This window comes from Mangrovimonas sp. TPBH4, assembly GCF_001280505.1.
In the GTDB taxonomy this organism is placed as follows: domain Bacteria; phylum Bacteroidota; class Bacteroidia; order Flavobacteriales; family Flavobacteriaceae; genus Mangrovimonas_A.
Genome location: NZ_LBIO01000057.1, coordinates 18,008 through 41,352, shown reverse-complemented (window position 1 = coordinate 41,352; position 23,345 = coordinate 18,008). Strand labels below are relative to the sequence as shown.

Genomic DNA, 23,345 nt, shown 5'->3' with positions numbered 1-23,345 from the left:
TCTTTCAAAGAAATCAATTACTATTCCTCATGCTCATTGCCTCACGAATCAAGGCTTCGACAACAGGTTGACTATCTTCCTCTATATTGGAAGCGGTAAGCGACATAATTAAAGGTAAAAGATTACTCGTGCTTTCAACAGCATTACTATGAGGCACTTTTAAAAGTTCCCTTTTCCATAAGTTTAATAATTCATTGACCAATTTTGAGGACGCGCTGTAATTGTTTTTTATTTGATGGGACAAACTTTTGGAATAATTCTTAAACAATAAAGGGTTTTTGATGAGCTTAGCAAAGAATTTTTGAGTCTCTTCCAATATGGCTTTTTGGTCGTTAAGCGATTTAATAATGAACTCCTCACGATGTTGTCCATTACAGGTTTTAAGCAGTAAAAACGCATCGACAATTAAATTGGTATGGTCTACCAAAGCATAATAATAAATATCTACTCCAAGATTGGTATTGATTACCAACACTTCATTTTTTATAACTCCTTTTAGAAAAGAACACAAGGTTGCCACCTCAGAGTTGGAAATAAGCAATTGCTTCTTATACCCTTTGCTATAAACACTTACCACCTTTAATTCAGGAGTTTCCATATAAAGCCAAATTACACATTCAATAATTCAAAACCGCTCAAATTATCATATCAATAATTTTTACCCTCATAAATTTAACAATTAATAGTATTTATTCAAATTTTACTCATTTATAATATCAATCAAAACATAAACTTTTCCTATTCAATATTTATGGCACCACTTTTGTATTTTTGAAACCATTAAAAATCAAGAGCCCTATGAAAACACTTATTACAATACTTATCTGCTTCATCTCCCTAAGCACCCAAGCCCAGTTTAAAGAACTATTGAACAAACTACCAATCAATACCGAAGAGGTTATAGGTAATGCCGATATCGCCGAAGCCCTGAGACAGGCATTGGATCAAGGTATTGAAAAACAAGTGGACAAACTCACCCAAACAGATGGTTTTTATAAAAATGACCTTGTGAAAATATTGTTCCCTGAAGACATTCAAAAGGTTGACAAAGCACTACGTAATGTAGGATTGGGGCATCTTGCAGACGAAGGTATTAAAGTGCTCAACAGAGCGGCCGAAGATGCCGTAAGCGAAGCCACACCTATTTTTATAAATGCTGTTAAGGAAATTACATTTAATGACGCCAAAAATATCTTGATGGGAGAAGACAATGCGGCGACCTTATATCTTACCGACAAAACACAAACAGATCTTTATCAAAAATTCCATCCTGTTATCAATGCCTCTTTCAAAAAGGTTGGAGCCGATAAAATTTGGGAAGCTTTAATTAGTCAATATAACAACCTTCCTTTCACCAAAGATGTCAATCCAGACCTTACAGATTATGTTACAGAGGAAGCTTTGGAAGGAGTTTTCACCATGATTGCTGTTGAGGAAACAAAGATTAGAACCGATATTTCCTCCCGTACAACAGATTTACTACAGGATGTTTTTGCCATGCAAGACTAAATGTAAAGTCTAAGCTTGGTCTAACTTCAATATTTTGGATGTTTCTGCTAACATTTCAATTTTAATCAACTCATTATCTTTAAGTTATTAAATGAAAGTTAATCCAAAGCTAATATTTACATAACATTAGTTTTTGTAAAATACCCCATCTTTGTAGTGTTAGCAAAAAAATGAAAGTTTCTTCACAAAATTAGAATTAGTAAGTTAGTTTTAAATCGGCCTTATCATCGGGGCCGATTTTTTTATGAACAAAGCAATCTTTTAACTTGTTGATTAACAATATTTTAAATATATTTAAATTCCTTAATTGTCGTAGAAATGAAAACTTCGTCCGAACTAAAAAGCTACCAACAAAAGCTCCTTTTGAAGTATAAAGAACTCGTTGAGCAAGCTTACAATTTACGCCAAACAGATTCGGCCCTCAGTGACATTTCGGAATACAAAGCCATTAAATTACTCAACAAACTTAACCGCCTCAAATACCTTAATAGAGAAAGGGAATGGCCCCAGGCAACACCTCCGGCACCACTAAACTGAAATTTTACATTTTTTTAACGCACATAACACGTCTAAACCTCTCACTTAGGCGTATTTATAGTATATTAAAGCAACAAGTTTATGAACAAACATTTCTGTAAAGTAGGAACCATCAGACCAAACCTTGAGAAGGTTTCAAGTCTGAACGATTTGGAAAAAAAACATTCCAATTTCATTGAAGAAGCGTACAACTTAACTCAAACCGATTCAGGTTTAAGTGACGTATTATACCATGAAGCTTCAAAACTAAAAAGAAGAATTACGCGCCTTAAAGGAATTAGCTCAAGTGCTCTTGATGCAGCCTTTTGAAGTACTCAAATGCTCGGGTGAGCCTTGAACCGTACCAAGAGAACATTTCACCATCTACTAATAGGATTTTGGCAGTGGGTGCAATGTCCTTTAAGATGTTTGTATCATCAACTTTAAACGGATAAGGCTCACTGGAAAGCAGAATAAGCTCTACCCCTTCCAGAGCAGTCCCATCAACCTGAATTTCAGGATACCTTGACAAATGTCCAAAATGATTGTCAAAGCCCTGAACTCCCATTACATAATTTATAAAACTATCATTGGCAGCTACCATCCAAGGTGATTTCCAAATAAAATAGGCAGTTCTATACCGTGGGCGCCCCTCAATAAAGTCTTTAAAATCTTGAAGTTTGGCCTGCAGACTCTCCTTTAATTCTGTGGCACGTATTTCTAAGCCGAAGATTTCTCCATACATACCAATAAGCTCTAAACAATCCGAAAACCCCAACACATCGCTAATATGCACAGGAGCTATCCCAACACAATCCCTCACAATCTCTAAAGTGTTTTCTTCCTTATTACACAGAATAATATCTGGCTGCAGGGCTTTTATTTTATCTATATGAATTTGTTTGGTCCCTCCTACTACTACCACTTCTTCTCTGATATTCTCAGGATGCACACAAAACTTGGTAACACCCACCAAACAGTCTTTCAAGCCCAAATCGCACAAAAGCTCCGTTTGACTGGGTACGAGAGACACAATACGTCTTGGTGTATTGTGTAACACAACCGACCTATAAAGCTGATCTTTGTGGACTTTCATTTATAGCTTAGAAAATAAATTGTAACACTTTAGGGCTATAGAAGCGCTTTCATTTGCTCTTGAAGCACTTTCGCTTCCTTAGCTGCCGCTTCGGCAAAATCCTCACCTTGGGACGCATAAATGATTCCTCGTGAAGAGTTGATCAACAATCCAACTTGATCATTCATACCATATTTGCACACTTCCTGCAAGTTACCTCCCTGAGCACCAACTCCTGGCACCAACAAGAAACTATCAGGGACAATAGTCCTGATTTCAGCAAGATACTCGGCCTTGGTAGCTCCTACCACATACATCAAATTTTCTGAATTTTGATAGGTTTTGGAAGTTTCCAAAACGTGTTTGTACAATTCCTTCCCTTCAATAAGCTTTGTTTGAAAATCAAACGCTCCTTGGTTGGAAGTCAAAGCAAGCAGTATTGTATGTTTATCGTTGAACGCTAAAAACGGCTCTACTGAATCCTTTCCCATATAAGGCGCTATGGTAACACTGTCAAAGGCCAAATCCTCAAAAAAAGCCTTGGCATACATAGTACTTGTATTACCAATATCTCCACGTTTGGCATCTGCTATGGTAAAAATTTCAGGGTAGTTTTCATTGATATAGGAAATGGTTTTTTCCAAAGCTTGCCAACCTTTCAAACCATAGGCTTCAAAAAACGCAATATTAGGTTTATAGGCCACACACAAATCATGCGTTGCATCAATGATAGCTTTGTTAAAGGCAAATATAGGGTCCTCTTCTTTGAGCAAATGAGGTGGAATTTTATTAAGGTCTACATCCAAGCCTACACAAAGGAAAGAGTTTTTAAGTTTTATCTGTTCTACAAGTTGTTCTGTGGTCACAATACTTTATTTATAGCGTTATTTTGAATTAAATTAAAGAAACAAAAAAGCCTCAAAATGAGGCTAATTGTTAGGGTTTAGATGACATCGTCACCTGCTTTCAATTTTTCAGTGTTTTCGGCAAGCATCAATTCATCAATAATTTTTTGGATATCCCCATTTACAATATTGGATAAATCGTAAAGCGTCAAGCCAATTCTGTGGTCTGTTACACGACCTTGCGGATAATTGTAGGTTCTAATTTTGGCACTACGGTCTCCAGAAGACACCATGCTTCCTCGTTTTGCCGCATCTTCCTCCTGCTTCTTAGCCAATTCAAGATCATACAAACGAGAACGCAATACCTTAAAGGCCTTCTCCTTGTTCTTGTGCTGCGATTTTTGATCCTGACACTGCGCCACCAAACCAGTTGGAACGTGTGTTAAACGCACCGCAGAATAGGTAGTATTAACGGACTGTCCTCCAGGACCAGAGGAACAGAAATAATCAATTCTTACATCCTTAGGATCGATTTGTACATCAAATTCCTCAGCTTCCGGGAATACCATCACCGTAGCTGCACTTGTATGAACGCGCCCTTGGGTTTCTGTTTGGGGGACTCGTTGTACGCGGTGTACGCCCGCCTCAAACTTCAAGGTACCGTAAACATCTTCACCAGAAACCTCAAATTGGATTTCCTTAAAACCTCCACTGGTTCCTTCACTGTAATCTACAACATCAACCTTCCAACCTTTGCTTTCGCAATATTTGGTATACATTCTAAACAAATCTCCTGCAAAAATACTGGCCTCATCACCTCCTGTTCCTGCACGAAGTTCCATTACGGCGTTTTTGGCGTCCTCAGGATCCTTAGGAATCAAAAGGAACTTGATTTCGTCTTCCATTTTTGGAATGCTTCCTTTGGCTTCATCCATCTGCATTTTGGCCATTTCAACCATTTCTGGATCGCTCCCATCGGCAAGAATCTCTTCAGCCTCCTTAAGATTATCCAAAAGCGTCTTGTATTCCTCACGCTTATCAACCAATAACTTAAGGTCCTTGTATTCCTTGTTTAATTGTACATAACGCTTCTGGTCTGCAATGATATCTGGTTGGATTATCAAATCGCTCACCTCATCGAAACGCTGTTTTACTATATCTAACTTATCTAACATTTGCCTATTTAAATTGTGCCGCAAAAATACGATAATTTATGAATTGTTGAATTGATAATATCCACAAATAACATTTGCTACGCAGGTCAAAATTCTCCTGAATAAAAAAGAGCACCTCTTAAAGGTGCTCTCTCTTCATTTAAATTATATTTTGAAATCTATCCACATTTGGAGGACCCACAATCTGTACAGGTCAAACAACCTTCTTGATAGATCAAATTATCCGAATTACAGTTAGAACATTTTCCTTTTGCTTTGGTCCCGTCTTCTACGTAACGCTTAATGGCTCTTACAACTCCATTCTTCCAAGTACTAATAGACTCACCGTCCAACTGCAAACTGTTAATCAAATCAACAATTTTCTCAATTGGCATACCGTGACGCAAGGTACTAGAAATCAATTTAGCGTAGTTCCAGAACTCTGGGTTGAATTTATGAGACAAGCCTTCGATGGTAGTTTTATAACCTCTCTTGTTTTGATATTGGAAATCGTAACGAGAAGTTCCGTCTTCATTTCTATTTTTAATAATTACCCCATCGGTAACCCATCTTGGAATTAAGATTCCGTCTTCATCATCTGCCAAACCAGTAAAGATTTCATATGGCTGGTCTTCTATCAATCCAATAAAAGCAATCCATTTTTCCTTGTTGTTTTGGAATCTTACTACATCGGCTTCCAATACTTGCGGACGCTTTGTTGGGAAGGCCGTTAGTGTTTCATTGTTTTCTTCCTCCTTCTTTTCGCTGTTAGAAATCAACACACCAGAACGAGAGCCATCTCTATAAACAGTTACACCTTTACAACCTACTTCCCAAGCTTTCAAATACAGTTCACCTACCAATTCTTCTGAAACATTACTTGGCAAGTTGATAGTCACACTAATAGAGTGGTCTACCCATTTTTGAACAGATCCCTGCATGCTCACTTTGCTCAACCAGTTCACATCGTTGGAAGTCGCTTTATAATATGGAGACTCTTTTACCAATTCATCCAATTCCTCTTGCGAGTAATTTTTAGTGATATCATAACCATTTACTTCCATCCATTGCTTAAAGCGGTGGTGGAATACCACATACTCTTCCCAAGAATCACCAACTTCATCAACAAAGTCTACACGAGCTTCCTTATCGTTAGGATTCACTTTTCTACGACGCTTGTAAACTGGCAAGAAAACAGGCTCAATTCCTGAAGATGTTTGGGTCATCAAACTTGTGGTACCTGTTGGCGCAATGGTCAACAAGGCGATGTTACGACGCCCGTACTCCATCATTTCATAATACAGCTTTTCATCGGCATCCTTCAATCTTAAAATGAATGGATTGTCCTTCTCAAGTTCAGCATCATAAATGGTAAAGGCTCCACGCTCTTTAGCCGTGTAAACAGATCCTCTATAGGCTGCAATAGCCAATGTTTTATGAACTTCAACAGAAAATGCATTTCCTTCTTCCGAACCATATTGAATACCTAAAGCCGCCAACATATCTCCTTCGGCAGTGATACCGATTCCTGTACGACGTCCTTCGTAAGCTTTTTGGCGAATGTTCAACCAAAGGTTTCTTTCGATAGCCTTGATTTCATCAGATTCTGGATCGGCATCAATTTTTGCCAAAATCACATCAATTTTTTCCAATTCAAGATCGATGATATCATCCATCATACGCTGCGCATAGGCCACGTGTTTCTTGAACAATTCAAAATTGAAAGAGGCTTTATCTGTAAATGGGTTTTCTACGTATGAAAATAAGTTGATCGCCAACAAACGACAAGAATCATAAGGACATAATGGAATCTCCCCACATGGATTTGTTGATACTGTTTTATAACCAAACTCGGCATAACAATCCGGAATGGATTCTCTTGCAATGGTATCCCAGAATAAAATTCCTGGCTCAGCTGATTTCCATGCATTGTGAACGATTTTCTTCCAAAGGCCTGTTGCATCTATTGTCTTGCTTGCCTGTGGATTATCGCTAAAAATAGGATACGTTTGTTTGTACTCAGAACCTTCCTTAACCGCTTTCATGAACTGATCGTCAATTCTTACCGAAACATTAGCTCCAGTTACCTTTCCCTGCTCCAATTTAGCATCTACGAAAGCTTCGGAATCTGGATGGTTTACAGAAATAGACAACATCAAGGCACCACGACGTCCATCCTGCGCCACCTCTCTTGTTGAGTTGGAATAGCGCTCCATAAAAGGAACAATTCCCGTAGAAGTCAAGGCCGAGTTCTTAACGTCACTCCCTTTAGGACGGATGTGGGACAAATCATGTCCAACACCACCACGACGCTTCATTAACTGAACTTGCTCCTGGTCTACTTTCATGATCCCTCCATAGGAATCAGAATCTCCTTCGTTACCAATTACAAAACAGTTAGACAAAGATCCTACCTGGTATTTATTTCCAATTCCTGCCATAGGGCTTCCCTGTGGCACGATGTACTTAAAATCCTTGATTAAATCAAAAATTTCATCTTCGCTCATAGCATTAGGATAACGGGCTTCTATCCTTGCTATTTCACTAGCGATTCGCCTGTGCATATCATCTGGAGTAAGCTCATAAATATTCCCATCTGAATCTTTCAAAGCATACTTATTTACCCACACGCGAGCGGCTAAATCATCACCCTTAAAATAGTCTAATGAAGCTTGAAACGCTTCTTCTTGAGTATAAATTCTTTTGGACACTGGAGAAGTATCGACTTTCATAATAGCTGAGTTTTTTATTAGAAAAGGTTATTTAAATCGGAATGATTTTCTAGACGTAAAAGTAGATGATTTTAAAACACAGATTACGTCTGTAAAAATAAAGTTATCAATAAACACTTGTTAATTTATTGACATTCAATTAGTTAAAAAATGAAAAATTTTAAAAAGTTTGCAAATAATAAAAACGACTTGTTTTTGTCAGAATAACAATTTGGGCACTAAAAACCAACCACAACACCAATTCCCAAAAGTTGTTTCCATTGAATACGGGCGCCTTTTTTTTCAAATTCCCCTTCAACTTCTGTGGCTTCCAGATTTTTAACGTCGTTATCATAAATAAGGTGAGAACCAAAACTGGTCTTGACATATTTATTCACCTTAAAATTCAGGAGGACTTCCCAATCTACATCAATATTTCCAAAACTGTTAATGTAATCGGTATACAAGCTAATTCGATTGATCAAATTGATGTTTTCATAAACGGGTGTCTCATAGGAATTGGTGAACAAAATCCCCATTTCTGTCCGCACCCGCTGTCCTGAAACAATTACGTTGCCATCGGCATCCAAAACAGCTGGGGTAACCCCAAAAGACCCTGCATTGGACAAAGCTTCGTCCAATACAAAAGTTGACTTGAAGGTCATTGGTGAAAAATAAAAGGAAAGCTTTTCGATATTTTTACCATATTCTACCCCACCCCCTAAAAATAGATAACCGGGAGCCATAAACTGAGAAATAGGTTTACTTGTTTCTGGATATTTATAACCGTTGGTAAGCTGAGTTTTAAAATTGAAACGAGCCGAGTAGAACCAATTGGTGAGGGTATCCTTTCGGTATCCCAAATTAGAGACCAACTCGATTACATCGTCCGTTTTTCTCACCTCCTGTCCCTGCTGTTTATTGATTCCGTAACGCAAGGTACCAACCGATTGCCATGAAAAGTTTTTATACTTGTACCCTAGGTTAGATACCAGTCCCAACAATGCCGAAATAGAGTTACTACCCCCCGAGTTCCAATTGACGAATGCTACCTCACTAAGGTCAAAACCAAGTTTATTGCTTTGGGTCCATTTTGGCTTGATCTCATGCTTAATCGCTTTTTTTACAAATAAGGAATCCGGCTGGGCCAAGACACATTGCACACTCAGTATAAATAGAAGAACAAAAACATTTTTCATCAACCCCAAAAACTTATAATAGATTAAATTTCATTAATAGTTGAACGTTCCAAATTCACTTTCTATTGTAAGTTTTTTATTTTCAGAAGCCTCTACCCTTCCAACAATTTGTGCATCGACATTGAAGGATTTAGAAATGGCTATGATATCCTCTGCAATTTCAGGAGATACATACAGTTCCATTCTATGACCACAGTTAAACACTTGGTACATTTCTTTCCAATCCGTCTTAGATTGTTCTTGGATGAGCTTGAACAAAGGTGGTACTGGGAATAAATTATCCTTGATAACATGTAAAGCATCTACAAAGTGTAACACTTTGGTTTGTGCACCACCTGAACAGTGCACCATTCCATGAATGTCCGCACTTGTATATTTTGATAAGATTCGTTTTATAATTGGGGCATAGGTTCTGGTTGGAGACAACACCAATTTTCCGGCATCCAAAGGAGCGTCTTCAACAGCATCGGTTAATTGTACTTGACCAGAATATACCAATTCATCGGGAACCGAAGCATCAAAGCTCTCTGGAAACTTCTCTGCCAGATATTTATGGAATACATCATGGCGAGCAGAAGTTAGTCCATTACTTCCCATACCTCCATTATATTCTTTCTCATAACTAGCCTGACCAGAAGACGACAGTCCAACAATAACATCTCCTGCCTTGATATTGGCGTTGTCAATAACATCACTACGTTTCATTCTGGCCGTAACTGTAGAATCTACGATAATGGTACGTACCAAATCTCCTACATCGGCAGTTTCACCTCCTGTTGAATGAATGGTCACGCCGAAATCCTTCAATTCTGAAATCAATTCTTCGGTACCATTAATGATGGCCGAAATAACTTCTCCCGGAATCAAGTTTTTGTTTCTTCCAATTGTAGAGGACAACATGATATTATCTGTAGCACCTACACACAAAAGATCATCAATATTCATGATCAAGGCATCCTGCGCAATTCCCTTCCAAACAGACACATCTCCCGTTTCCTTCCAATACATATAAGCCAGGGAACTTTTGGTTCCAGCACCATCAGCATGCATTATTAAACAATAATCTTCATCGTTGGTAAGAAAATCAGGCACAATCTTACAAAAGGCTTTAGGAAACAACCCTTTGTCAATATTCTTTATTGCGTTGTGAACATCTTCTTTGGAGGCAGAAACACCCCTTTGCGCGTATCTTTTACTTATATCTTGGCTCATGAAATCAAATTATGGCACAAAAATAAGGATTGTAATTTATTTTTCAGAGGAATCCAGACTTACTTATGGCTTTTAACAGAAAAAAAAGACAAATAAATTAAGAACTAATTTACTTGTCTTTTTCGTACTAAAACATTAAACTAAAAACTAAAGTTTTAAATACATCTTGTAGCTGTAAAAGAATGTCACATATCCGTTGCCGGTTTCCCTTTCTGTACCGAAACTATATTGTCCGTTTTTTTCAAATCGTCTTTCTTATCTTCGGAATCCTCCTGAGAAAACAACAATGTAGCAAACATGAGTACAGCTACGCTTAGCAGTAACTTCTTCATTTTACAAATAATTGATTAATAGCACTATAAAAGTAACAAATAATGTCGCCACTTATAAATGTTTTGCTACTTTTTTAAGGCTATAAACCTATAATTTCGATAATTCGTAAAATACTAAGACGAAATGCATTTTCATCAGCTTTTAAGTACGTAGTATTACGTACACAAAAAAACGGGCAGAAAAAGACCAGTAGAAAGAAATTGATTTTCAACTACTTAACAAACAACAACTCTCGGTATTTTGTTAAAGGCCATAATTCGTCATCCACCAAGAGTTCCAACTTATCACAATGATACCTGATCTCATCAAACAATGGTTTTACCGTATTACAGTAGGCCATCGCTTTTTTATCCACCTTTTCAATTTTATTGGCTTCCTTTCTCACCTGGATCATTTTGGTTACATTGGAATTGATGGATTCTATATGACTCGAAATTTCCTTAATTAGGTTTAGCTGTTCTTTTGCCAACTCTTTAAACTCCGTTCCAAAAATCTCCTTTAGCCCTTTTACATTTTCGATCAATCTGTTTTGATAACGAACCGCGGTAGGAACCACATGGTTTCTTGCAATATCCCCCAAAACCCTACCTTCTATTTGAATGCGATGGATGTAATCCTCCATCTCAATTTCATAACGGGCTTGCGATTCAATCTTATTCATCACCCCTAAATTTTCAAATAATTCAAGCACTTTGGGTGACACTTTTACCTTCAGGGCTTCTGGAGTGGTTTTATTGTTACTTAATTTTCGTTTTTTTGCTTCCTTTTCCCAAGCTTCGCTATACCCATTACCTTCAAACAAAATGGACTTCGAAATTTTGATATATTCCCGCAACACATTGAAAATGGCCTCATCTTTCTTAAGCTTCTTTTTCTCTATCAACACATCGACCTCCTCCTTGAAATCCATTAATTGCTTTGCAACAATGGTATTCAATACCGTCATAGGATTGGCACAGTTGGCCTTTGACCCCACTGCCCTAAATTCAAATTTATTTCCTGTAAAGGCAAAAGGAGACGTTCTGTTCCTGTCGGTATTATCCAATAGAATCTCAGGAATTTTCCCAACCACATTCAACTTTAAATCGGTTTTTTCTGCTGGTGACAATTTCCCATCTGTTACATTCTCCAATTCATTCAGCACACTGCTCAATTGCTGCCCAATAAACACCGACATGATTGCTGGAGGAGCTTCGTTTGCTCCCAACCTATGGTCATTACTCGCCGAAGCTACAGCTGCACGTAACAATTCCTCATTATCATGCACCGCTTTTATGGTATTGATGAAAAACGTTAAAAACTGAAGATTGCTCATGGGTGTTTTGCCCGGGCTCAACAAATTCACGCCTGTATCTGTTCCTAAACTCCAATTGTTGTGTTTTCCAGACCCATTTACTCCCTTAAAAGGCTTTTCGTGAAACAATACTTTAAAATGGTGTCGTTCGGCCACCTTGCTCATAACATCCATTAATAAGGAGTTATGATCCACAGCTAAATTGGCCTCATCAAATATCGGGGCCAATTCAAATTGGTTTGGAGCCACCTCATTATGACGTGTCTTTACCGGAATTCCCAATAGCATACATTCATTTTCCAAATCCCTCATATAGGCCATAGCCCTGTTGGGAATGGTACCAAAATAGTGATCATCCAACTGCTGCCCCTTGGCCGCCGAATGCCCCAACAAAGTCCTTCCCGTAAGCACAATATCCGGCCTTGAAGCTACCAATCCGCTGTCAACTAAAAAGTACTCCTGCTCCCATCCTAAGGAAGCGTTTACCTTCCTTACATTCTTATCAAAGTATTTGCACACTGCCACCGCAGCATTGTCCACGGCCTGCAAGGCTCGTAGCAACGGCGTTTTATAATCCAAGGCTTCCCCTGTATAGGCCACAAATACCGTAGGGATGCATAAAGTTGTTTCATAAATAAAGGCTGGAGATGTTGGATCCCAAGCGGTATAACCTCGAGCTTCAAAAGTGTTTCTAATGCCTCCATGCGGAAAACTGGAAGCATCAGGTTCCTGTTGAACTAACTGCCCACCATCGAATTTTTCAATGGCAACACCCCCACCTACTGGCTCAAAAAATGCATCATGCTTTTCTGCGGTCGCTCCGGTTAAGGGTTGGAACCAATGCGTATAATGAGTAGCTCCTTTAGAAATAGCCCACTCCTTCATCCCTGCTGCAATATGGTCTGCAATAGTTCTATCGATTTTAAAGCCAAACCTATTGGCATCCATCACACTATTACAGGCTTCCTTCGTTAAATATTGGCGCATGGCCATTTCATTAAAAACCTTTGAACCAAAAATAGCAGAGCGACGCTCTTTAAAATCAATTTTCAAAGGCCCCCTATCAAAGGACTCCTTGACGGCATGAAATCGTAATGTTGACATATTTAAATATTTAGACCACAAAAATAGTTTGTAGGGACTTCTCAATAAAAGCAATTTTACCTTAATTATTAACAATATCGCATTTTTACCCCTAAAAAACAGACCGTTTTAAAAATAACCCTAAAAAAAACGGGGCATAACTAAAAAAAAGTCGAGCTGTTAATAAAATCACCCCCAAAAAAAGGTAGTTAATATCAAATCATTTATATTTGCCCTATTAATTGAAAATATTTTTATACAATGGCAAAATCTAAACTTGAGTACATTTGGCTAGATGGTTATTACCCTACTCAAAACATGAGAAGTAAAACTAAAATCGAAGAAGATTTTAGTGGTAAATTAGAAGACTGTCCTGTTTGGTCTTTTGATGGAAGTTCAACAAAACAAGCTGAAGGTGGATCTTCTGACTGCCTTTTAAAGCCGGTTGCTATTTACCCTGACCCTGCAAGAAAAGACGGGTACTTGGTAATGACTGAGGTTTTAAATGCTGATGGAACTCCTCACGAATCAAACGGAAGAGCTACCATTGATGATGATGACAACGATTTCTGGTTCGGGTTCGAGCAAGAATACTTCATCATGGACACTCATACTCAATTGCCATTAGGATTCCCTATTGGAGGTTACCCTGGTCCTCAAGGAATGTACTACTGTTCTGTTGGTGGAAGAAACACACACGGAAGAGATATCGTTGAAGAGCATGCTGACCAATGTATTGCTGCTGGATTGAACTTTGAAGGAATCAATCAAGAAGTTGCTTGTGGTCAATGGGAATTCCAATTGTTTGCCAAAGGCGCTAAGAAAGCAGGTGATGAAATCTGGGTAGCTCGTTATCTATTGGATCGTTTGACTGAGAAATATGGTTACTATATTGAATACCATCCAAAACCAATTAAAGGAGACTGGAACGGATCTGGTATGCACGCAAACTTCTCTAACTCTGTTTTGAGAACTTGTGGAGACAAAGAAACTTATATGAAAATTTGTGAAGCGTTCCGTCCAGTTGTTAAAGAACACATCGAAGTTTACGGAGAGTTTAACGACGAGCGTTTAACAGGTTTACACGAAACTGCTTCTATCAATGACTTCAGCTACGGAATCTCAGATAGAGGAGCTTCTATCAGAATTCCAATTATCACTGTTGAGAAAGGTTGGAAAGGATGGTTGGAAGATCGTCGTCCAGCTTCTAACGGAGACCCATACAAGATTGCTGGAAGAATTGTGAAAACAGTAAAGTCTGTAGTATTGGATTAAATTTGTTCATAATCACATAAATGATCAAAAGCTTACATTAATTTGTAAGCTTTTGTTTTTTATGCAACCGACAAATAAACAAATACCAAATACGACACAAACAAAAGCAAGCCTTTCAACCTTCCTATTTCAAATCGTTTTGGAGCAAATACCATAGGAATTAAAATAGCCGCGAAACCAATCATCCAAAAAATATTGGTAGACAATATTTCAGGGGTTTCAGGATTTACAGCAATCGGCTTAATAATAGCGGTCAGCCCCAAAACCGAAGCGATATTGAATATGTTAGACCCTATTAAATTCCCCAAAGAAATAGCCTTTTCTTTCTTCAAAGCAGCAATTACCGAGGCCGCCAATTCGGGTACACTGGTACCAATAGCTATAACCGTAACTGAAATAGCATATTCACTTACTCCAACAGCTAAAGCCAACTCCTTAGCTCCCTTCACAAGCCATTCACTACCAAAATAAAGTGCCGCAGCACCAATCAAAAGCCAGATAAAGATTTTAAAATTTGAGGTTTCCTGAAGCGCATCGTCAACTTCCTCAAGATTTACTTTTAGTTTTTTTCGAGAATCCCTGATCATGATCACCAAAAAAACAGTCAAGGCCACCATAAAAAATACACCTTCCCAAACACTCAAAAGCATATCTTGCTTTAAAAATGCATACAAAAGCATGGACAGGATCATCATCATGGGCCAATTAAGTCTATAGAAGTCCCTATCTACAATCAACGGGGAGATAATAGCGGTGATCCCAAGCACCAAACCTATGTTGGCAATATTAGAACCAATCACGTTTCCAAGGGAAATATCCGAAGAACCTTCCAAAGCAGCCTGCAAACTCACCAACAGCTCAGGTGCAGAAGTCGCAAAGGATACCACGGTCATACCTATTACCAGTTTTGACAACTTCAATTTAAAGGACAAAGCCACTGAGGATCTTACCAAAAACTCTCCTCCTATCACCAGTAACACCAATCCCAATACCACCCAAAGAATGCTCATCATAAATTATTTTTTTGCGAATATAGCCAACAATTAATAGATAAACCTTCTATTTTATTTGCAATTGCTATGTCTGCAATAAATTATAGGCCCTCCAAAACCTCCTCAATCAATTACCTAGACATTTCCTTTACATTGGGCAAACCTAAGGACCTCAACTATAAAATACGTTAAAAAACTACTAACATAGTTGTATAACTATAAAAATAGTTATAAGTTTGAACAACCTATAATTCCCTTATCATGCAAAAGTTAACAAACAAGGAAGAAGAGATCATGCACATTCTATGGAAGCTAGAAAAAGCTTTTGTAAAAGATGTATTGGCCCAAATAAAGGACGACAAACCACACTACAACACGCTTTCAACGATTATTAGAAATCTAGAAGATAAGGGCTATGTTAGCTATCAAGCCTATGGTAAAACCCACCAATACTTCCCTATTGTAAGCAAAGAAGATTACAAAAAGAAGTTTATGAATACGGCTATTGAAAACTATTTCAACAATTCTTATAAAAATGTCGTGTCGTTTTTTGCCAAAGAAGAAAAAATTAGTGTGGCAGAACTCAAAGAAATTATTTCCTTAATTGAAAACAAATCATGACCATGGAATATTTATTGAAATCATCCGCTATCATTATCCTATTCTACGGTTGCTATAAATTGTTTTTGCAGAAGGAAACCTTCTTCCAATCCAACCGTGCATTCTTAATTCTGGGATTATTAATGGCTACTGTATTTCCCTTAATTGTGATTCCCATTTATGTGGAATACACATCACAACCTATAACAACCAATTTTAATTTCGAGCAGATGCCCCAAACTGAAATGAAAAATCCTTGGGAACCATCTGATGTATTACCTTGGATATATGGACTTGGAGCAACGTTTTTCTTATCCAAACTCTTGTTTGAAATCACCTCCCTCCTATTCCTTTTAAAAAAGCAGCCAAAACAATCTATTGGCAAATACACCTTTATTGAAACGAACAAAAATCTATCGCCTTTTTCCTTTTTCAACCGTATTGTTTACAACCCCGCCCAATTTACCAAAAGTGAACTCCAACATATCATCAACCACGAAAAGGTCCATGCCCAGCAATTGCATTCTATAGATGTATTACTCATTCAATTAGCTACGGCCTTACTTTGGTTTAATCCGTTTATCTGGTTATATAAAAAAGAACTTTGCCAAAACCTTGAATTTATTGCCGATGGGAACGCTCAGCACCGTACAGATTGCGGAAAGAGTTACCAAATGGTTTTGCTAAAAACCTCAACTGCGAATCATCAATTGGCCTTGGCCAATAATTTTTATACATCATTAATCAAAAAACGAATCGTTATGTTACACAAATCCAAATCACACAGATTAAAAGCTTGGAAGTACAGTTTGATCCTGCCTGCCTTGGCCTGGTTTTTAATGAGCTTCCACACCAAGACCGTGCTTATTGAAGCCAACGCAAACAATGATCTGCTCCCTAATGTTTCAGCAAGCGCAACTACTTTGAATGGAGCTCCGGAAACTACCGAACTAAAAATTATCATTAACAAAGATTTCTCTGAAAAAGAATTTGAAAACATCATAGCTATTGCCAAAAAAGAAGGGGTCACACTTAGCTTTACTAACATCAAGCGCAATGACAAAGGAGAAATCATTGCCATTTCCGCAGAAGCCAAAACGAAAAACGGATCAAGCAACTTCAATCTTCATGGCTCCAATCCCATCCAGCCTTTTGTTTTTAATTATAGTGATGCTCTTTTTAGCTTTGGACCAGTGTCTACAAGTCACTTCAAAATTCAAGCGCAGAACACCTCTGAAGAGAACCAAAACATTTATGTTATTTCCAAAGACTCTTTAAAAAAAGGGACCAAAACCGAAATTATAGTAAGTAGGAATTCCAATTCAGATAACAACGTATTTTTTTCACCAGAAGGAACTGACTCCATTTTCATAGTAAAGAAAACTCCCAAAACAAGCTGGACCATTGAAGACGGAAAAACTGTGGACATTTATGCTTATCAAAATGACCATACAGCCAAAGCAAAGACCCTTCAAAACTCTGAAAATATACTTTTTATTGTTGACGACAAAAAGACTACTGCTACAGCAGCCCAGGAAATCGCCCCCAACACCATACAATCTGTAAGTGTCTACAAAGGTGATCAAGCGGTTAACCTATATGGAGCGGAAGGCAAAGATGGTGTCATTGTCATTAAAACTAAAGATAGCAACACTTGGACTACAGATGGAGGTGAAACCATAATTATTAAAGATACTGCTGGCAAGAATACCTATGAATTCATAAGTGAGGAAGCCTACACTTCTTTTGGGATTTCAAAATCCACTACAGATAAAACTTTAGAGTCTCACAAGGAAGCCTTGGCACAAGAAGACGTGAATGTAAAATACTCCAAACTGAAGCGCAATAAATTTGGAGACATCATTAAACTAAAAATATCTTTAACCGATAAAGACAATAAAAAATCCACTGCCACTTTTGAAGATTCCGATGGCATCCCCAACATTGTATTCGGAAAACAAAAAGACAATCTTTTCGTAAAATCTGGCCACTAACAAAAAAATCCCCAACAATTGTTGGGGATTTTTTTTACTTCACCCTTCCTCTCTTAAACCATCTAAAAGCATACTATCATTCTCCAAAATCAACTCTTCTTTCAAGGCTAGGATTTCATCGTTTCATGTATCCAAAAAGATGAAATCCTTAAAAAAATACCCTTTTTGACACTTAACTCCTCTCGGATTTCAAAAAACCCCTCAAAAAACCCCTAGAATTATTACAATTTATAATAAAAAAACTATTGAGACTTACATTTAAAAACATATTCGAAGAGATAAGTATTTCAATTTGGAATACATACTATTTTTTCACTTATAAATTAGAAGTCAATTTCATTAATTTCCTTAAAAATGCTTGGAAATCACTTATTCAATCTAATATCTTTAAAAAACAATCAAGAATTTAATCTATTTATTAACCCTTAAAACCATAACATTATGATCACTCTTGCTAAAATATTAATTGATATAATATTCTCTATCAAATAACCATTTTGAACCTTTTAAGTGAAACTTAGTTCTAGAATAAGTTTTACTATTTTTAAGTTCTAAATATCTTAGCGGAATGAAAAAACAACTTTTTAAGGGCCTCGCAAAAATGAATAAACTCTTACTTCCAAGTTTTAGCAAACAGCAACTAGACCTAAGTAAAGCCAACAAACTTCAATTGGCTATTATAGGTTGGCGCGCTTACATCACAAAAAATGCGTTGAACTGATCTTTCTGACGTTTTTAAAACCTATTAAGAATTACTATTTTTTCTTTTCCAATACACCATTTACACACAAAAAAAAAAAAAAAACACTAACAACCAATAACTTACACTTCAATTTTAATACAATCCATTCTCTTTTAATCAAGCAAACAAATACCTAGTAATGGGTATATTTTCTAATATCTCAGAAACGTAGTTTTATACAAACTGTGAGATAAAACTCAATTAACCTTTATTTAACTTTTGTAAGACATATCGTATTTAATTATTGATTTTATTTACACAAGAGGTTTATTGTTTCCCCTAAAAAACATAAAAATCTGTAAATAAAACACTTACCCCAAACCACCTACACACCCTACTTTAATTAGGTAACGATTCTTGCCCTGAATCCGCCATTTTCTATACTTCCATGTTGTAGTGACCCTATATAACTATGGCTATCGATTCATTTATTAATCCTTAATTATTTATTCATGGACAAATCCATTACGCATGGCGTCTTAAACCAACCGCCAACCAAAACCCCCAAATCTATTTACCGTTCACTCCCCTACATGCTCTTTATTTGGCTTTTAACGTCTGCCACGGCATTAATGGCACAAACTGACATCACAATTAAATTATTAAAAAGTGACAACGTCTCCGCAGTTCCAAATGCTGGATCCGCAATCCTAAAAGTATACGACTCTGGCTGGTCGACACTTACCAACAACGGAAGTGGAGAATTTAGCTATACAACGTCTTCCACAAATGTTACTTTTAAAATGTACTACAACAAGGGAGTGCAATCCATCAATACCGCTGTTACGGGTGCTTCGCAAGAGGTTATTTTTAGTACTGTAACCGTAACTCCTGCTCTTAAAAATTCTAGCAATGTAGAGTTAGAAGAAGGCCAAGTAAAACACTATCAAAACGGATGGTCTGGCCTTTATGATTCCAACACTTCTCAAGAATTACTACCAGGGAATTACACTTTTAGAACTTACTATAACAAAGGGGTGCAAAGCATGTCTGGAGTAGCAATTGCCGGTAATGCTCAAGAGGTTCCTTTTGTTACTGTTAGCGTAACACCAACCCTTAAGAACTCTGATGGAGGAGCGTTAACAGGTGGAGAAGTAAAACATTATCAAAACGGATGGTCTAGCTTGTATGACTCCAATGATCCTGAAGCTCCTCAAGAATTACTACCTGGAAATTATACCTTTACAACTTATTACAACAAAGGGGTACAAAGCTTGTCTGGTGTAACAATTGCCGGAACTGCTCAAGAGGTTCCTTTTGTTACTGTTAGCGTAGCACCTACACTTAAGAATTCCAACGGAGAAGAGTTAACAGGTGGCCAAGCAAAACACTATCAAAATGGATGGTCCGGCTTATATGACTCCAATGATACTGAAACTCCTCAAGAATTATTGCCTGGAAATTATACTTTTAGAACTTACTACAACAAAGGAGTTCAAAGTGTGTCCGGTGTGATAATTGATGAGGGCAATGTTTCTGATGGCTATCAAGAAATACTTTTTGAAACCATAACTGTAACCCCTAAGTTATTGGCTTGCGATGGCACCACTGCGGTAGAAGGGGGCCAAGTAAAACATTACCAAAACGGATGGTCTGGACTTTACCCTAACAACTCTTCTACAGAGCTACTACCTGGAACCTATACTTTTAGAACCTATTTTAACCACGGCATTGAATCACAAAGTGGTGTTGATATAACCTCAAACAACAGCCCAACTTTTACCGCTGTTGAATTGAACATCAATTTTGACGGCCTGGTAAAATTCTATCAAAATGGATGGGGCACTTACACTAATCCTAGCTATCTTTTAACTGGAGATTATAACTTTAAATTTGGCATTCTAAGCATGCCACTTACCGTATCCTGCGATATGGCGGAAGACTTTGGCAATGTTTACCTTTTTAAAACCGTAAAAGCAGATGGTAGCCCACTACCTAATATCCCAATTAAGCGCAACAACTACGGCAATAATTATGTTACGGTAGGAAACACCGATGCCAATGGCGAACTTTACCTTTGGAATGCCGACTTTGAAGGCTCTTGGAAATTCCGTGCGAGTAAGAACTACTCCAACCAGTATATTACTACTGGACCAGACTATATCACCTTCCAAACTTCCAAATATGTGGCCCATGTTGAGCATACCGACGGATCTGACTTTGAAGGAATTGCTACGAAATACAACGACTATGGAAACCACTGGATAGACTTGGATCCTCAATATACAGATGCTTTTGGTAACGCCTCTATTGAATTGTTCCCTGGAAATTACAACTTTAGAGCAATCAAGAACTATTCTGTTTTGGAAAAATCTTTGGAAATAGCCTCATCCGGAAATACCGGAACAGTAGACTTCCAAACGACGACCTTTACGGCTCTTGTAAAACACACCAATGGAGATCCTTTTGAAGGTATTGCCACCGAATATAACGATTATGGCAACCATTGGATTGACTTACATCCACAATCTGATGATGCTAATGGAAATCTTACCGATGCCAATGGAGAAGCCTCTATCGAATTGTTCCCTGGGACCTACAGTTTTAGAGCTACAAAAAATTACTCTTCGCAAACCAAAGACCTAGAGGTGACTACATCTGGAGACGATGGTACAGTAGAATTCCAAACCGCTACGTTTACAGCCCACGTAACCGATTCTAATGGCGATGACTTCGAAGGTATTGCTACCGAATACAACGATTATGGCAATCATTGGATCGATTTAGATCCCCAGTATACAGGAACAGATGGTAAAGCCACTATCGAATTATTTCCAGGCGAATACACCTTCAGATCAATTAAAAACTATTCTGTTCAGGAAGGCACACTAGAGTTGACCGAATCTGGAGACGATGCTACCGATGGTATGGTAGAATTCCAAACAGCTTTGGCCGTTGCTCATCTAGAAGATTGTGATACCAACATGCCTATTGAAGGTATCCAAGTAGAATACAATGATTACGGTACGCATTGGATAGATTTAGATCCACAATCTACAGGAGTGGATGGTAATGCTTCTATTGAATTGTTCCCAGGAACTTATGACCTTAGAGCTAAAAACATCTATACCTACCAAACAAAATCTATTGTATTGGCTGATCCTTCTGTTGATCCGTCTACTACGGTTGTATTCAATCCAACTCGTGTATGTTTCAATTATGATTTGGTTAAGTACAATGACTACGGTACACATTGGATGACTTTACCATGCAACACCTATATGTTCCCAGGAACCTATGATTTCAGATTCTATAACGATGGGAACCTTGACTTGGAAACCTCTGTAGCCATTGATGGTTGCGCCCAAGAACAAGCGCCTATTTTTGTTCAACTTCAGGATAGTGATGACATTGGATTGACCAATGGAACCTTCCATTATCGTTTTGGATATGGAAACTATACTGAAATAGGAACAGATAACACAGGGAACGGTATTTGGTTCTTTATCGATGGTAACCCAAGTAATACTAAAGTAAAAGTTAGCTATAAAGGTTCCTCTAAAGAGATCCAGCAAAATATTCAAAGTAACCCTATGTTTATTTTTAACACGGTAAATGTGACAGCAGACCTTGAAACTTCCCTTTCTTCCGATATCACTAACACTGCTGATAATTGGGAATACAGATTTGGGTATGGCCCTTACACATCTTTCGACCCTGTGGCAGGAGAAGAATTGTTACCTGGAAATACTAAGGTAAAAGTTTCTCATAAAGGAACTTCTAAAGAAATGCAGCAAAATACTGGTGCGACTTCTCATTTTGATTTCAGCACTGTATATGTGAATGCTAGCCTATTTGAATCTAATCTTACCACTAATATTACTGAAGATGCTATTTTTGAATACAGATTTGGTTATGGTCCTTACACAACTTTAGAGACTGATTACGGAGTAGAGTTATTACCAGGAAATACCAAAGTGAAAGTTTCTCATAAAGGAACTTCTAAGGAAATTCAACAAAACACTGGTGTTGATGCAATTTTTGACTTTAATACTGTAAATGTAACTGCAAACCTTGCGACTTCTCTTTCTGCAGATATTACAGGGGAGGCTACCTTTCATTACAGATTTGGCTATGGCCCATTCACATCTTTCAACCCTATAGAAGGAGAAGAGTTATTGGCAGGAAACACCAAAGTGCAGGTTTCTTACAAAGGTACCTCTAAAGAGATGCAGCAAAACACTGGCGCTGATTCTAGTTTTGACTTCCAAACTGTGTTAGCTACTGCAAATTTATGCGGTGGGACATCCGGCACATATGTATACCGTTACGGATACGGACCTTATATGGAATTTAACCCTAATGGAGAAGAGCTGCTACCTGTAAACACCAAAGTAAAAGCAACCAATGATGGTGGTACATCTCAAGAAAAGCAACAAAATATAGGTTCAGATTCAATCTTTGAATTTAGCTTTGATTGTGTAGCTCCATCAACGGTGGCTCCCCAAGTAAGTGCTTTTGGCACCCAAAATACGGTAAAATGCTACCCTAACCCAACCAGCGAATATGTAACCTTGGAAACAGATCATCCTGGGAATATCTTTATATTCAACGAATTTGGAAATCAAGTACATAAAGGAAAGGGCAAAACAATCGATGTGACTAATTACCCAGAAGGGCTTTATTTTGTAAAAGCAGGTAATTATACCGGAAAATTCTATGTACAGCATTAATTAATGACATAACATTTAAAAAGCACCCTCCGGAGGGTGCTTTTTTTATATGTGTCAAACAGTTAAAGTAAAATGAAACAATTCCATTAAAACTTAACATTGAAAGTGGCATTTAAAGTTGTCCAACAATAAATCATA

The 23,345-nt window shown here is 37.7% G+C and carries 18 protein-coding genes; 8 read left to right on the top strand and 10 right to left on the bottom strand.

The annotated features are described in order from the left end of the window. Window positions 1–13 precede the first annotated feature (13 nt). Window positions 14–598, bottom strand: a complete 585-nt coding sequence (locus tag ZA05_RS13130; protein WP_053992146.1) for a hypothetical protein — start codon at window positions 596–598, stop codon at window positions 14–16. Between the two features lie 200 nt (window positions 599–798). Between ZA05_RS13130 and ZA05_RS13125 the strand changes: the two genes are divergently transcribed. The 3 genes from ZA05_RS13125 (at window position 799) to ZA05_RS13115 (ending at window position 2,355) form a co-directional block, all read left to right on the top strand. Then, complete coding sequence (locus tag ZA05_RS13125; RefSeq protein ID WP_053992145.1) at window positions 799–1,509, top strand: DUF4197 domain-containing protein; 711 nt, start codon at window positions 799–801, stop codon at window positions 1,507–1,509. 318 nt (window positions 1,510–1,827) lie between these two features. After that, window positions 1,828–2,046, top strand: coding sequence for a Lacal_2735 family protein (locus ZA05_RS13120; RefSeq protein ID WP_053992144.1), 219 nt, complete (start codon window positions 1,828–1,830; stop codon window positions 2,044–2,046). An 81-nt stretch (window positions 2,047–2,127) separates the two neighbouring features. Next, window positions 2,128–2,355 carry a Lacal_2735 family protein gene (locus ZA05_RS13115; protein ID WP_053992143.1) on the top strand — a complete coding sequence of 76 codons (228 nt, stop codon included), beginning with the start codon at window positions 2,128–2,130 and terminating at the stop codon, window positions 2,353–2,355. Here the strand turns inward: ZA05_RS13115 and ZA05_RS13110 are convergent. From ZA05_RS13110 to ZA05_RS13080, 8 genes are all read right to left on the bottom strand, one after another. Further along, window positions 2,324–3,121: an ABC transporter substrate-binding protein gene (locus ZA05_RS13110; protein ID WP_053992142.1), complete on the bottom strand. Its 798-nt coding sequence runs from the start codon at window positions 3,119–3,121 to the stop codon at window positions 2,324–2,326. The two genes, ZA05_RS13115 and ZA05_RS13110, sit on opposite strands and share 32 nt — an antisense overlap. A 35-nt stretch (window positions 3,122–3,156) precedes the next feature. Further along, window positions 3,157–3,966, bottom strand: coding sequence for an orotidine-5'-phosphate decarboxylase (gene pyrF, locus ZA05_RS13105; protein ID WP_053992141.1), 810 nt, complete (start codon window positions 3,964–3,966; stop codon window positions 3,157–3,159). A 77-nt stretch (window positions 3,967–4,043) separates the two neighbouring features. Further along, window positions 4,044–5,120, bottom strand: a complete 1,077-nt coding sequence (gene prfA / locus ZA05_RS13100; RefSeq protein WP_053992140.1) for a peptide chain release factor 1 — start codon at window positions 5,118–5,120, stop codon at window positions 4,044–4,046. A gap of 158 nt (window positions 5,121–5,278) precedes the next feature. Continuing rightward, window positions 5,279–7,831, bottom strand: coding sequence for an adenosylcobalamin-dependent ribonucleoside-diphosphate reductase (locus ZA05_RS13095; RefSeq protein ID WP_053992139.1), 2,553 nt, complete (start codon window positions 7,829–7,831; stop codon window positions 5,279–5,281). 218 nt (window positions 7,832–8,049) lie between these two features. After that, window positions 8,050–9,009, bottom strand: a complete 960-nt coding sequence (locus ZA05_RS13090; protein ID WP_053992138.1) for a DUF3078 domain-containing protein — start codon at window positions 9,007–9,009, stop codon at window positions 8,050–8,052. 33 nt (window positions 9,010–9,042) lie between these two features. Next, window positions 9,043–10,221, bottom strand: a complete 1,179-nt coding sequence (locus ZA05_RS13085; RefSeq protein WP_053992137.1) for an AIR synthase related protein — start codon at window positions 10,219–10,221, stop codon at window positions 9,043–9,045. A 185-nt stretch (window positions 10,222–10,406) separates the two neighbouring features. Next, window positions 10,407–10,553: a hypothetical protein gene (locus ZA05_RS18225; RefSeq protein ID WP_157503042.1), complete on the bottom strand. Its 147-nt coding sequence runs from the start codon at window positions 10,551–10,553 to the stop codon at window positions 10,407–10,409. 212 nt (window positions 10,554–10,765) lie between these two features. Further along, complete coding sequence (locus tag ZA05_RS13080; RefSeq protein ID WP_053992136.1) at window positions 10,766–12,952, bottom strand: glutamine synthetase III; 2,187 nt, start codon at window positions 12,950–12,952, stop codon at window positions 10,766–10,768. A gap of 240 nt (window positions 12,953–13,192) precedes the next feature. On the opposite strand from ZA05_RS13080, the gene ZA05_RS13075 reads away from it, so the two are divergent. Next, entirely contained in the window at window positions 13,193–14,206 is a 1,014-nt protein-coding gene (locus ZA05_RS13075) for a glutamine synthetase beta-grasp domain-containing protein (protein WP_053992135.1), read from the top strand. A gap of 59 nt (window positions 14,207–14,265) precedes the next feature. Here the strand turns inward: ZA05_RS13075 and ZA05_RS13070 are convergent, their stop codons facing one another. Beyond that, window positions 14,266–15,216, bottom strand: a complete 951-nt coding sequence (locus tag ZA05_RS13070) for a calcium/sodium antiporter (RefSeq protein ID WP_053992134.1) — start codon at window positions 15,214–15,216, stop codon at window positions 14,266–14,268. Window positions 15,217–15,459: 243 nt separating this feature from the next. Between ZA05_RS13070 and ZA05_RS13065 the strand changes: the two genes are divergently transcribed. The 4 genes from ZA05_RS13065 to ZA05_RS13050 all read left to right on the top strand — a co-directional run bounded on the left by ZA05_RS13065 (window position 15,460) and on the right by ZA05_RS13050 (window position 23,207). Next, window positions 15,460–15,819: a BlaI/MecI/CopY family transcriptional regulator gene (locus ZA05_RS13065; protein WP_053992133.1), complete on the top strand. Its 360-nt coding sequence runs from the start codon at window positions 15,460–15,462 to the stop codon at window positions 15,817–15,819. Between the two features lie 2 nt (window positions 15,820–15,821). After that, entirely contained in the window at window positions 15,822–17,792 is a 1,971-nt protein-coding gene (locus tag ZA05_RS13060) for a M56 family metallopeptidase (RefSeq protein ID WP_197276096.1), read from the top strand. Between the two features lie 568 nt (window positions 17,793–18,360). Further along, a complete protein-coding gene (locus tag ZA05_RS18495; RefSeq protein WP_053992131.1) occupies window positions 18,361–18,513 on the top strand; it encodes a hypothetical protein in 153 nt (50 codons plus the stop codon). A gap of 473 nt (window positions 18,514–18,986) precedes the next feature. Further along, window positions 18,987–23,207 carry a T9SS type A sorting domain-containing protein gene (locus ZA05_RS13050; protein WP_053992130.1) on the top strand — a complete coding sequence of 1,407 codons (4,221 nt, stop codon included), beginning with the start codon at window positions 18,987–18,989 and terminating at the stop codon, window positions 23,205–23,207. Window positions 23,208–23,345: the final 138 nt, after the last annotated feature.